This is a genomic window from Actinomadura kijaniata NBRC 14229, from assembly GCF_001552175.1.
Lineage (GTDB): Bacteria > Actinomycetota > Actinomycetes > Streptosporangiales > Streptosporangiaceae > Spirillospora > Spirillospora kijaniata.
Genome location: NZ_BCQR01000005.1, coordinates 54,960 through 67,255, shown reverse-complemented (window position 1 = coordinate 67,255; position 12,296 = coordinate 54,960). Strand labels below are relative to the sequence as shown.

12 protein-coding genes are annotated in these 12,296 nt (G+C 74.3%); 1 reads left to right on the top strand and 11 read right to left on the bottom strand.

Features of this window, described 5'->3' with window-relative positions:
• Positions 1-4: 4 nt before the first annotated feature.
• Genes AKI01S_RS02090 through AKI01S_RS02070 form a run of 5 tightly spaced genes read right to left on the bottom strand, consistent with a single transcriptional unit; the run spans position 5 to position 4,291 of the window.
• Complete coding sequence (locus AKI01S_RS02090; protein ID WP_067811675.1) at positions 5-469, bottom strand: DUF3237 domain-containing protein; 465 nt, start codon at positions 467-469, stop codon at positions 5-7.
• A gap of 7 nt (positions 470-476) precedes the next feature.
• A complete protein-coding gene (locus tag AKI01S_RS02085) occupies positions 477-938 on the bottom strand; it encodes a MaoC family dehydratase (RefSeq protein ID WP_067811673.1) in 462 nt (153 codons plus the stop codon).
• Positions 935-2,464, bottom strand: coding sequence for an acyl-CoA synthetase (locus AKI01S_RS02080; RefSeq protein ID WP_067811671.1), 1,530 nt, complete (start codon positions 2,462-2,464; stop codon positions 935-937). Before AKI01S_RS02080 ends, AKI01S_RS02085 begins: the two co-directional genes overlap by 4 nt.
• A gap of 4 nt (positions 2,465-2,468) precedes the next feature.
• Complete coding sequence (locus AKI01S_RS02075) at positions 2,469-3,368, bottom strand: amidohydrolase family protein (RefSeq protein ID WP_067811670.1); 900 nt, start codon at positions 3,366-3,368, stop codon at positions 2,469-2,471.
• Positions 3,365-4,291, bottom strand: a complete 927-nt coding sequence (locus tag AKI01S_RS02070) for an SDR family oxidoreductase (protein ID WP_174567342.1) — start codon at positions 4,289-4,291, stop codon at positions 3,365-3,367. The genes AKI01S_RS02075 and AKI01S_RS02070 overlap by 4 nt, the downstream gene beginning before the upstream one ends.
• A gap of 170 nt (positions 4,292-4,461) precedes the next feature.
• Here AKI01S_RS02070 and AKI01S_RS02065 point away from each other — a divergent pair, with 170 nt between their 5' ends.
• Positions 4,462-5,319 carry a PaaX family transcriptional regulator gene (locus AKI01S_RS02065; protein WP_245681443.1) on the top strand — a complete coding sequence of 286 codons (858 nt, stop codon included), beginning with the start codon at positions 4,462-4,464 and terminating at the stop codon, positions 5,317-5,319.
• 12 nt (positions 5,320-5,331) lie between these two features.
• On the opposite strand, the gene AKI01S_RS02060 is transcribed toward AKI01S_RS02065, so the two are convergent.
• From AKI01S_RS02060 to AKI01S_RS02035, 6 genes are read right to left on the bottom strand one after another with little or no spacing between them, the layout of a single operon-like run.
• On the bottom strand, positions 5,332-6,984 hold the full coding sequence (locus tag AKI01S_RS02060) for a CocE/NonD family hydrolase (protein WP_083998755.1): 1,653 nt from the start codon (positions 6,982-6,984) through the stop codon (positions 5,332-5,334).
• Complete coding sequence (locus tag AKI01S_RS02055; RefSeq protein ID WP_245681442.1) at positions 6,978-7,871, bottom strand: ABC transporter ATP-binding protein; 894 nt, start codon at positions 7,869-7,871, stop codon at positions 6,978-6,980. The genes AKI01S_RS02060 and AKI01S_RS02055 overlap by 7 nt, the downstream gene beginning before the upstream one ends.
• The gene (locus AKI01S_RS02050; protein WP_067811668.1) at positions 7,868-8,818 is read right to left on the bottom strand and encodes an ABC transporter ATP-binding protein; all 951 of its coding nucleotides are present in this window, start codon (positions 8,816-8,818) and stop codon (positions 7,868-7,870) included. Before AKI01S_RS02050 ends, AKI01S_RS02055 begins: the two co-directional genes overlap by 4 nt.
• Positions 8,815-9,687, bottom strand: a complete 873-nt coding sequence (locus tag AKI01S_RS02045) for an ABC transporter permease (RefSeq protein ID WP_067811666.1) — start codon at positions 9,685-9,687, stop codon at positions 8,815-8,817. The genes AKI01S_RS02050 and AKI01S_RS02045 overlap by 4 nt, the downstream gene beginning before the upstream one ends.
• Entirely contained in the window at positions 9,684-10,646 is a 963-nt protein-coding gene (locus AKI01S_RS02040; RefSeq protein WP_067811664.1) for an ABC transporter permease, read from the bottom strand. The genes AKI01S_RS02045 and AKI01S_RS02040 overlap by 4 nt, the downstream gene beginning before the upstream one ends.
• Positions 10,646-12,271, bottom strand: a complete 1,626-nt coding sequence (locus AKI01S_RS02035) for an ABC transporter substrate-binding protein (protein WP_067811663.1) — start codon at positions 12,269-12,271, stop codon at positions 10,646-10,648. The genes AKI01S_RS02040 and AKI01S_RS02035 overlap by 1 nt, the downstream gene beginning before the upstream one ends.
• Positions 12,272-12,296 lie beyond the last annotated feature (25 nt).

The following is a 12,296-nucleotide window of genomic DNA, read 5'->3' as shown; positions in this document are numbered from 1 at the left end:
GACCTCAGTCGAGGGAGTAGAGGTCGTAGACGACCGCGTCGGCCAGGCGGGCGGCGTAGGCCACGAACAGGCTCCGGTTCAGCCACGCGTAGGCGGGGGCGGACGCCTCCAGGTGGACGTGGACGCGGAAGTAGTACTCGCCGGGATCGACGGGCTCGCCCGCCGCGACGCGGTCCAGCGTCGCGGGCGGGCCGTGCCGGATCCCCCGGGTGGCCAGGTAGATCAGCGCGCCGTCGGGGGTGCGGGCGGTGTAGCGGGTGTCGATCACGGTGGTGCCGTCGTCCTGGACGAGCTGCCAGTCCGCGCCGCCGGGCAGGATCTCGGCGGTCAGGCGGCCGCCCTCGACGGCGCCGCCGGTGATCGGGACGATGCGGCGCAGCCCCGCCGGGGTCGGCCCGAGGGTGTGGACCGGGCCGACCTCGACGCGGACCCGCGCCTCCCGGGTGAGGCCGGGCGCGGGGAGACGCACGGCGGGGTCAGCCCGCGTAGTGCCGGTAGACCGCCTGGGCGACGCAGGCGGGCTTGTCCCCCCGGTCGGTCTCCACGGTGAAGTCGAGCGTCATCTCCACTCCGTCGCCCTTCACCTCGGCGACGTCGGCGACCACCCCGTGCAGGCGGATCTTCGCGCCGACCGGGACCGGCGCGGGGAAGCGCACCTTGTTCAGGCCGTAGTTGACGCTCATCGCCACCCCGCCGATCTCCAGCAGCTCGCCGAACAGCGGGATCAGCAGCGACAGGGTCAGGTAGCCGTGCGCGATGGTGCCGCCGAACGGGCCGCCCGCCGCCCGCTCGGGGTCGGTGTGGATCCACTGGTGGTCGTCGGTGGCGTCGGCGAAGGTGTCCACCCGGTCCTGGGTGACCTCCTTCCAGTCGGTGCGGCCGAGGTCGGCGCCCTTCAGCGCGAGGAGCTCGGGCAGGCCGTTGGCCTTGGTGGTCATGGGATCTCCTTCTCGGGGTCGCCGTAGCGGGCGCGCAGGGTCTTCTTGAGGATCTTGCCGGTGGGGTTGCGGGGCAGTTCGGACACCAGGACGACCGACCGGGGCACCTTGTACTTGGCGAGGCGGTCCCGCAGGAAGCCGAGCAGCCCCTCCTCGTCCGGGTGGGCGCCGGGGGCCGGGACGACCAGGGCGCGGCCGACCTCGCCCCAGCGCTGGTCGGGCACGCCGATGACGGCGCACTCGGCCACGTCCGGGTGGTCCAGCAGGACGGTCTCCACCTCGGCGGGGTAGATGTTCTCCCCACCCGAGATGATCATGTCCTTGACGCGGTCGACGATGGTCACGTAGCCGTCGGCGTCGACGGTCGCGACGTCGCCGGAGCGGAACCAGCCGCCGGTCACGGCGCGGGCGGTGTCCTCGGGGCGGCCCCAGTAGCCGCGCATCACGTTCGGGCCCGCGACCAGGACCTCGCCCTTGTCGCCCGGGTCGGCGTCGCGGTCGGCGGCGTCGACGACGCGCACGTCGGTGAAGAAGTGCGGCACCCCGGCCGTTCCCGCCTTGCGGACGCTGTCCTCCCTGGTCAGGTACAGCACGCCGGGGGACGCCTCGGTCATGCCGTAGCCCTGGCTGAAGGCCAGGCCCCGCTGCTGGTAGACGCGGATGGTGGCGGGCGGGACCGGCGCGCCGCCGCAGTTGAGCTGGCGCAGGCTGGACAGGTCCGCCGTCGGCCACGCCGGGCACGCGGCCATCGCGTCGTACATCACCGGGACGCCGAACATGTACGTCACCCGGTGCGCCTCGATCGCCGCCAGGACCCCGGCGGGGTCGAAGGCGGGCATCAGCACCACCGCGCCGCCCTTCAGCAGCGTCGGCAGGCAGAGCATGTTCAGCCCGGCGGTGTGGAACAGCGGCGCGACGACCAGCGCCACCTCGTCGGCGGCCAGGTCGATGTCGACCAGGACGTTGACGGCGTTCCAGGTGATGTTGCCGTGGGTGAGCATCGCGCCCTTGGCCCGGCCGGTGGTCCCCGACGTGTACATGATCATGCAGGGGTCGTCGAGGGACACCGCCTCGTCGATCGGGTCGGCGGCGGCGCCCGCCAGCAGGTCCTCGTAGCCGAGGGCGTCCGGGCCGGGGCCCGCCAGGGCGACGCGGTGGCGCACCGGGGCGGTCGTCCGGGCGGCCGTGTCGGCCTGCTCGGGCGCGTAGACCAGCACGCCGGTGCCCGAGTCGGCCAGGCAGTGGGTCAGCTCCGGGGCCGCCAGGCGCGTGTTCAGCGGGACGAACACCGCGCCGAGCATGCCCGCGGCGAACAGCGTCTCCAGGAACGCCGGATGGTTGGGGCCGAGGTAGGCGACCCGGTCGCCGCGCCGGACGCCCAGGTCGCGCAGCGCGTGCGCGACCTGGGTGGCCCGCTCGTGCAGCCCGGCGTAGGTGAGGCGGGTGCCGCCGTGGACGACGGCGGTCTTGCCGGGGGTCTTGCGGGCGCGCCGGGCGGTCCAGGAGCCGATTCCCTCGTTGCGCATGGCGTCACCCCTCCTTGGCGAGGCCGAGCAGGCGCGCGGCGTTCCACTTGAGGATCTTCGGGCGGACCTCGGGCTTGATCTCCAGCTTCGCGAAGTCGGCCAGCCAGCGGTCGGGGGTGATGACCGGGTAGTCGGAGCCGAACAGCACCTTGTCCTGGATGAGGGAGTTGGCGTAGCGCACCAGCTGGGGCGGGAAGTACTTCGGCGACCAGCCCGACAGGTCGATGTGGACGTTCGGCTTGTGGTGGGCGACGGCGAGGGCCTCGTCCTGCCAGGGGAACGACGGGTGCGCCAGGATGATCCGCAGCTCGGGGAAGTCGGCGGCGACGCCGTCGACCAGCATCGGGTTGGAGTAGCCGAGCCGGATGCCGCCGCCACCGGGCACGCCCGCGCCGATGCCGGTCTGGCCGGTGTGGAACAGGGCGGGGACGCCGAGCTCCTCGATGGCCTCGTACAGCGGGTAGGCCATGCGGTCGTCGGGCGAGAAGCCCTGGAGGCTGGGATGGAACTTGAAGCCCCGCACGCCGTGCTCCTCCACCAGGCGGCGCGCGGCGCTCACGGCGGCCCGGCCGCGCCAGGGGTCGAGGCTGGCGAACGGGATGAGGACGTCGGCGTGGCGGGCGCACGCCTCGGCGACCTCCTCGTTGGCGATCGGGGGGTGGCCGGTGGCGTGCTCGGCGTCCACGGTGAACACCACGGCGGCCATCTTCCGCTCGCGGTAGTGGGCCGCCATCTCGTCGATGGTGGGCTGCCGGTGGTCGTGGGCGCCGAAGTACTTGGCGGACGCCTCCATCAGGCGCGGCGGCAGCGAGGCGTGGCCGTCGGCGGAGATCTCGGCGTGGGTGTGGACGTCGATCGCGACCAGCTCGTCGACGTCGATGGCGGGGGTCGCGGCCGGGGTCATCGCGGGGTCCCGCTCGCGTCGGGGGCCTGCGGGGCGGGGATGCCGTAGGTCTGCGGCTCCCGGCCGACGCCCGTCGCCCAGGTCGCGGCGATCGCGTCGGCGTCCCAGCCGCCGTCGCGGTAGGCGACCGCCACCTCCTGCGGGTGCGACCACAGCGACAGCTTGTCGCCGCCGATGCCGATGGCCTGGCCGGTGATCCCGGCGGCGGCGTCGGAGGCGAGGAACACCGGCAGGGCCGCCACGTCCTCGGGCGTGCCGAACCCCTCGGCGGCGCGCAGCCAGGCCGGGAACGGCTCGCCGCGCTCCTCCCACGCCTGGATGTGGGGCGCGAACGCGGGGATCGTCTTGGTCATCCCGGTCGCCGCGACGGGGACGACCGCGTTGACGGTGATGTTCGCGCGGGCGCACTCCATCGCCCAGGTCCGGACCATGCCGACGATCGCGGCCTTGGCCGCCGAGTAGTTGGTCTGCCCGAAGTTGCCGCGCTGCCCGGCGGGCGAGCCGACCACGATGATCCGGCCGCCGTCGCCCTGCTCGCGCATCCGCGCCACGGCGGCGCGCACGCAGGTGAAGGTGCCGCGCAGGTGCACGTTCACCACGGCGTCGAAGTCGTCGTCCGACATCTTCCACAGCACCCGGTCGCGGAGGATCCCGGCGTTGGTGACCAGGACGTCCAGCCGGCCGAACTCCTCGACCGCGCGGGCCGTCAGCGCCTCGGCGACCTCGGTCGGGCCGACCGCGCCGGGTTCGGCGACGGCCCGGCCACCGGCCGCGGCGATCTCCTCGGCGACCCGCTTGGCCGCCGCGTCGTCGGCGTCGTTCACCACGACCGCCGCGCCCGCCCCGGCCAGCGCCAGGGCGTAGGCGCGGCCGAGACCGTTGCCGGCTCCGGTGACGACGACCACCTTGTCCTGCAGATCCACGGGGATCCTTCCGTCGTTCGAGATGACTCGGGTGAGGGGAATGCTCAATGTCCGAACGCGACCACGCCCGTGTTCTCGCGCGATGGGAGCGGATCGCTGGTCACGAAAGTAGGCAGTTCTGTGACTACCGTCAAGATGCTGCCCAATGTTCGGTTGGCTACGCTGGGGGCGTGATCCAGGACCCGCCCTCCCCCGACACCGACCTCGGAGCGCTGCGCCCCCAGGCGCTGCTGCTCACCTTCTTCGGCGGCTACATCCTCGGCCGCCGCGTCCACGTGGCCACCGCGAGCGTGCTCGACGTGCTGGGCCGGGTGGGCGTCTCCGAGGACGCCACGCGCTCCACGCTGAGCCGCATGGCGCGGGGCGGCCTGCTGCACCGGGTGCGCCGGGGGCGCAGCGTCTACCTCGGCCTCACCCCCCGGTCCCGGGAGGTCCTGCACGACGGGGAGTTCCGGGTCTGGCGGATGGGCGCGGTCAACACCCACTGGGACGGCACCTGGACGCTGCTCGGCTTCTCCCTGCCCGACTCCTGGCAGCGGCAGCGGCACGTGCTGCGGTCGCGGCTGCTGTGGGCGGGGTTCGGGGCGTTGCAGGGCGGGCTGTGGATCGCCCCGTCCCCCGTCGAGGTCGAGCCGCTGCTCGACGGGCTGGAGGCCGCCGCGCACGTGAAGGTGTTCCAGGCGCGCGCACTGCCGCCCACCGACGTGGACGAGCTGGTGCGCGACGCCTGGGACCTGGCGGCGGTGGCCGCGCGGTACGAACGGTTCCTCGACCGCTGGGACGGCTCGGCGCCGCCCGACGGGCCCGCCGACAGCCTCGCGCGGCAACTGCTGTTGCAGGCCGAGTGGCTCCAGGTCGTCCGGCGGGATCCGCGACTCCCCCGCGAGCACCTGCCCGCCGACTGGCCCGCCGAACGTGCCCAGCGGGTGTTCCGCTCGGTGTACGCCGAGCTGGACCCGGCCGCCAGGGCGATCACGGCCGAGCTCCTCGACACCATCCCGGACGAGGAGCCCGAGCCGGTGGTCTAGCGGGCCGGTGGTCTAGCGGGCCCGGCGGAGCCGGTCGGGCCGCCACCGGCCGACGCGCAGGCGGGAGGGGCCCAGCTCGACCGCCCGGACGGCCGGCGCGCCGGGCGTGCTCGTCCACGGGTCGGCCCCGGCGGGGGCCTCGGGGACGTAGTCGGGGAAGTCGCTGCTCATCACGTCGAGCGCGAGGCGGTGCCCGGCGCGCAGCCGGTAGGCGACGCTCTGCAGGTCCACGATGACGTCCTCCCCCGCCATCGGCACGTCCAGCCGGACCTGCCCCCGCGCGACGAGGAACGCGCCGCCGTCGGGGGCCACGTCCAGCAGGCGCGCGTGGACGTGCGCCCCGGCGTCGGCCCGCAGGCGCAGCCGCAGCGTCACGGCCCCGACCAGGTCGGTGTCCCCGGCGACGGCGGGCCCGGTGAACCGCAGCACGTCCGGGCGGTCCCCGACGGCGCGCAGGTCCGACCGGTCGAACAGGGCCGCGAACGGGTTGGCGCCCGGCGAGGGGACCAGGTCGGCGGGGTCGTGCACCCACTCCAGCACCCCCCGCTCCGGGGGCTCGGCGGTCAGCGCCGGGACGGGGCCGCCCGACAGGTGGTACTCCAGGTCGGACGACTCGCGGGGCGGCCACGCGTCGCTCTCGCGCCATCCGCCGTGGCAGACCTCGTAGCGGACGCGGGGCAGCGCCGCCAGGTCGCCGGAACGGTCCAGGACCGCGTCGAAGAACTCGATCGCGGGGTCGAGGTAGCGGGGCAGCATGCGTTCCAGCGCCGCCGGGTCGGTGGTGTGGTCGTCGTGCGGGGCGATGGGCGCGTCGGCCAGCCGGTGGTTCTCGTGGTCGATGGCCTCCAGCCGCAGCCGCAGGTGCGGGGCCCAGCCCGGGTCGTCCGCCAGGGCGCGCACGTCCTGCCAGGACCAGACCGCGCAGTTGTCGAACCATCCGATCGTGTAGAGGACCGGGATCGGCGGGCTCTCCGGCAGGGCCTTCAGCGGCGGCGGGAGGAACGGCGTCCGCCCGTCGAACTCGCGGTCGAAGTTCTCCGAGCGCCCGCCCAGCCGCGCGAAGAACTCCTCGAACGTCTCCCGCAGCGGGCGGCGCCCCCAGTCCAGCGGCCACTCGTAGTGGTCGGCGTCCACGTAGTGGGAGGCGAAGTAGACCTTGCGGGCCGTCTGCTCGACGTCCCGCGTGCCGTCGCCGTGCTCCAGGACCGTCGACAGCTGCGAACCGGTGAGGCGCGGCGCGATCGCCCGCAGCGCGGGGTGCCCGCTGATCGCCGCGGCGATGGTCGTGTAGCCGAAGTAGGAGTCGCCCCACATCACGACGGCGCCGTCGCACCAGGGCCGCTCGGTGATCCACTGGACGGTGTCGTGGCCGTCGTCGACCTCGTGGACGGCGAACTCGGTCTCCCCCTCGGAGCGGAACTTGCCCCGCACGTCCTGCACCGCGACGTGGTAGCCGCGCGCCCGGAAGTAGCGGGCGATCCGCGGCATGAAGCAGTAGGCGCCGTCCTTGTCGTACGGGAGGCGGACCAGCACGACGGGGCCCGGCTCCGGCGGGTCGGCGAGGTACAGGTCGGTCGCCAGCCGGACCCCGTCCCGCATGGGGACCATGACCTGGACGGCGTCGTCGGGCACGGGGGCGGGTCCGGTGCGCGTGATGGTCAGCACGTGGTTTCTCCCTTGGGGGCGGGGGTGGCTTGTCTGTCGGCGAGGTCGAGGGCGCGGCGGTCCCGGGCCACCCGGTCCCGGGCCACCCGGTCCAGGTCCCAGTCCGGGGAGGGGATCGAGTCCAGGAGCAGGCGGGTGTAGGGATGCCGGGGTGTGCGCAGGACGTGTTCGGTCGCGCCGCGCTCGACGACGCGGCCGTGCCGCATCACCAGGACCTCGTCGGTGATGTGGCGGACCACGCCGAGGTCGTGGCTGACGAAGACGTAGGCGATGCCGGTCCCGGCGCGCAGCTCCTCCAGCAGGGTGAGGATCTGGGCCTGGATCGACACGTCGAGCGCGGCGACGGCCTCGTCCAGCACCAGCACGCGCGGGCGGACCGCGAGCGCGCGGGCGATGGCGGCGCGCTGCCGCTGGCCGCCCGACAGGTCGCGGGGCGGCGACTGCCCCGCGCGGCGGCTCAGGCCCACCTGGTCCAGCAGCTCCGCGGCGCGGGCCCGGTGCTGCTTCCGGGAGCCGGGCGCGTGCAGCCGCAGGGGTTCGGCGACCGACTCGGCGATGGTCTGGCGCGGGTCGAAGGAACCGTAGGGGTCCTGGAAGATCATCTGGAGGAGGCGGGCGCGGCGGAGCCGGTCCCGGCGGGAGCGGCCCGTCACGGTCTCGCCCGCCAGGGTCACGGTCCCGGAGGTCGGCTCCTCCAGCCCGGCGAGGACGCGGGCCGTGGTCGTCTTGCCCGACCCCGACTCGCCGACGATCCCCAGCGACGCGCCGGGCATCAGCGTGAAGCCCACGTCGTCGACGGCGGTGAAGGTCCCGAACCTCTTCACCAGCGACGCGACCTCCAGTACGGGTCCGGGCACGGGCTCGGGCACGGGCTCGGGCTCGGTCACGGCGTCACCTCCTGCGGGCGCAGGCACGCGACGAGGGACGTCCCGTGCGGGCGGATGTCGGGGACCTTCCGGGCGCAGGCGTCGTCGGCCAGCGGGCAGCGGTCGCGGAACGAGCAGCCGGACGGGGCCTCCGCCAGCGACCGGGGGCGTCCCCGGATGGCCCTGATCTCGGCGCGCTCGCCGCGCGCCGACGGGCTCGCCTCCAGCAGCGCCCGGGTGTAGGGGTGGGCGGGCGCGCGGAACAGGCCGGCGCTCGGGGCCTCCTCGACGACGCGCCCGGCGTACATGACGTAGACGCGGTCACAGACGGCGGCGGCGAGGTCCAGGTCGTGGGTGACGAACAGCATCCCGGTGCCCCGGTCCCGCTGGAGCCGTTTCAGCAGGGCGACGACCTCGGCCTGGGTGGTGACGTCGAGGGCGGTGGTGGGTTCGTCGGCCAGCAGCAGGTCCGGTTCCGCCGCCAGCGCGCCCGCGATCACGACGCGTTGCAGCATGCCGCCGGAGAACTCGTGCGGGTGCCGCCGCACCGCGCGCCCGGGGTCGCGGATGCCGACCTGGTCGAGCAGGTCCAGGGCGCGGGCGGCGGCCTCGCGCGCGGGCACGCCCGAGGCGCGCAGGCCCTCGGTGAGGTAGTCGCCGACGCGGCGCACCGGGTTGATCGACGCCCGGGGGTCCTGGAAGACCATCGCGGCCCGGGTGCGGCGCAGGTCGCGCAGCGCGCCGCGCCCGGCGGCCAGCACGTCCACGCCCGCGGCCGTGACGTGGCCGGTGACGCGCGCGCCGCGCGGGAACATGCCGAGCGCGGCCCGCGAGGTCAGCGACTTGCCCGAGCCGGACTCGCCGACCAGCCCGACGGTCTCGGCGCGGCCGACGCGGACGGTGACGTCGGCCAGCAGGGGAACGTCACCGACCGACAGGCGCAGTCCCGCGATGTCGAGGACGTTCATCTCGTCTCCCCCTGTCGTCGGGCGATGGAGCCGCTGAGGTGCTCGCCGAGCACGTTGACGCTGACGACGGTCAGCAGGACCGCGATCCCGGGGATCAGTCCGCTCCACGGCTGCCCCTGGAGGATGGCGCTCTGGGCCTGGCTGATCATTGAGCCCCAGTCGGCCTCCGGCGGGCGCACCCCGAGCCCCAGGTAGGACAGGGACGCCAGGTCGACCAGCGCGTAGCCGAACGACAGCGTGCCCTGGGCGAGGATGACCGGCGCGACGTTGGGCAGCAGGTGGCGCAGCGTCACCCACCACTCGCCGAAGCCCATGACGCGGTAGCTCTCCATGTAGGGCCGCGCGCCCTCCTGGAGCGCCATGCTGCGCACGACGCGGCCGAGGAACGGCGTGTAGGCGACGGCCAGGGCGCAGACGGGCGCGGCGAGGCCGGGCCCGAACACCGCCACCACCAGCATCGCCAGCAGCAGGCTGGGGAAGGCGAACACGATGTCCATGGCGCGGGTGAGCACCGCGTCGACCCACCCTCCGGCGCGGGCGGCCAGCAGCCCGACGGCCGTTCCGAGCACGCCCGACAGCAGCACCACCCCCAGCGGCGCGAGCAGGGAGAGCCGGGCGCCGTGCATCAGGCGCGACAGCACGTCCCGGCCGGTGGAGTCGGTGCCGAGCCAGTGCCCCTCGGTGCCGGGCGGGGCGAGGGAGTTCAGCAGGTCGGTGGCCTCGGGCGAGTGCGGGGCCAGTACGGGGGCCAGCACCGCCGTCAGCACCACCAGCGACAGGAACGCGGCCGCGAGCACCAGGCCGAGGGGGCGGCGCGGTCGGCGGCGGGCGGCGCCGCGGGCGCGCAGCGCGGGGATCGTCAGCGTCATCGGCGCGGCCCCCCGGCGGTGACGCGCGGGTCGATCAGCGGCAGCACCAGGTCCACCAGCGTGTTGACGACGACGAACAGGGCGATCCCGATCAGGGCGATGCCCTGCACGACCGGGAAGTCCCGCCGCGACACCGAGGTGACCAGCAGCGAGCCGACGCCGTCCAGGCCGAACGCGGTCTCCACGACGGCGGTGCCGACGAACAGGCTCGCCACCAGCACGCCGACGACCGTCAGCAGCGGGGCCAGCGCGTTGCGCACCACATGCCGGCGGATCACCGCCGCCGTGCCGACGCCCCGGCTGCGGGCCGCCACCACGTGCTCGCGCCCCAGCTGCTCGGCGAACGCCGCGTTCCCGACCCGCGCCAGGACGCCGAACGCGGCGATCGCCATGGCGACGGCGGGCAGCGTCAGGTGCCACAGCCGGTCGGCCGGGCCGGTGCCCGCGCCGGTGGCGGGGAACCAGCCGAGGCCGATCGAGAAGAGCGCCAGCAGCGCGATCGACGCCACGAACGTGGGGGTGGCGGTCGCGGCGGCGGCCAGGACGGACGCGATCCGGTCGGCCACGCCGCCCCGGACCGCCGACACCAGCGCCACGGCCGTGCCGAGCGCGGCCGCCAGCGTCGCCGAGTACAGGATGAGCAGGCCGGACACGCCCAGCCGGCCGGTGATCAGCGACATGACGCTGGTCTGGTAGTTCAGCGAGGTGCCGAGGTCCAGCCGCAGCACGCCGCCGATCCACGACAGGTAGCCCTGGAGGAACCCCCGGTCGAGGCCGTGGCGGTGGCGCAGCGCCTCGATCTGCTCGGGGGTGAGGCGGCGGCCCGCCGACAGCGCCACCACGGGGTCGCCGGGGACGAGCCGCAGCGCGCCGTAGACGACGACCGTGGCGACCAGCACGGTGAGGGCCGCGCCCAGCGCGCGCCGCGCCGCCCAGACGGAGAGGGTGCGCGCCTTCATCACTTGCCGCCGAGGGAGGCGGCCCACGGGGTGTACAGGTAGTTCTGGCGCGGCACGACGCCCGCCAGCCGCGGCCCGTAGTAGACGTTCACGTACTGCGTGGCGATCGGGATGGTGACCAGGTCCCGGGCCAGGATCGACTGCGCCCTCACCACGAGGCGGGCGCGGGCGGCGGGGTCCTCGGTGCCGATCGCGGTGGCGATGACGGTGTCGTACTCCTTGTTGCGGTATCCGGCGAAGTTGTAGAAGTTGCCGGTCGTGAAGAACTGGTAGTACGACAGCGGCTCGGGGGAGTCCAGGTAGCCGGTCGACAGGAGCAGGTCGATGCCCTCACGGCCCTTCGGCGAGCCGAACACGGCGGCGAACCGCTCGCCGGTCATCGGCTTCAGCTCGACGCGCATGCCGATCTTGGCGGCGGCGTCGGCGATCGCGGTGGCGGTGCGGGTCTCCTCCTCGATCGCCGTGGTGTACGCCAGGACGATCTTCTCCTTGGCCCTGGCCGACCGGCCGACGAGGTCCTTGGCCCTGGCCAGGTCCTGGGTCGGCTCGGGCAGCCTGTCGTACTCGCCCTGGTAGACGTCCCGGGCGTAGCCCCACGCCGCCGGCGGGACGAGCGCGCGCAGCGGCTGGGCGGTGCCCCGGTAGACCGAGCGGATGACGCCCTTGTAGTCGATGACCGCCTGGATCGCCTGCCGGGTGGCGGGGTCCGACAGGGCGCCCCCGGAGTCGACGACCGCCAGGAACGTGGGGGCGAGGCTGCGGCCGAACAGCAGGTTGCCCCTGCCTGCGAGCTGGGCGTGGGCGGCGCGCGGGACGTTGAACTGGCCGTCCACGTCGCCGCTGTTCAGCGCCGCCGACTGGGCGGCCGGATCGGCGATGAAGGTGAACCTCAGGCTCTTCACCCTCGGCCTGGCGGCGGTGTTCCACCAGGTGCCGTTGCGGGTCACGGTGATCTCGCGGCCCTGGGTCCAGCCCGCGACCCGGTACGGGCCGGTGCACATGACGCCGCCCTTCGCCGTTCCGAAGCCCTTGCCCGCCTTCTCGGCGAACGCCTTCTGCACGACGGTGAAGGCGGGCAGGGCGAAGAAGTTCGGGACCAGCGCGTCCGGCTTCTTCAGCCGGATCGTGACCCTGTCGTCGCCGGTGGGCTCGATCCCGCGCAGGTTGGCGGCCCAGCCGATCCACGGCGAGCCCAGCGCGGGGTCGAGGATCCGCCGGACGCTGTAGACGACGTCCTCGGGGGTGACCGGCCTGCCGTCCCAGAACGTCGCGCCCCTGCGCAGGTGGATCACGTAGGTGAGCGGGTCGGGGTGGTCGACGGAGGTGGCCAGCGCGGGCTTGCGCTGGTAGTCGGGGCCGAAGGTGAACAGGCCCTCGCACAGGTTGGCGACGACCGTGCTGACGGACTCCAGGGCGGACTGGGCGGGGTCCAGGGTGGTGGGCTCGCCGCTGGCGAGGTTCCAGGTGACGGTGTCGACGTCCCTGGCCGGGGCCGGGACGGCGGTGGTGATCGTGGGGGCGTTCGGCTGCCCGGCGGCCGGGCCGCCCCCGCCGCTACAGGCGGTCAGGACGGTGGATCCGAGCAGGGCCGCGGCGAGCGCGGCCGTACGTGGACGACGGGTCATGGAAGGTCCTTCGCGGTGCTGGGAT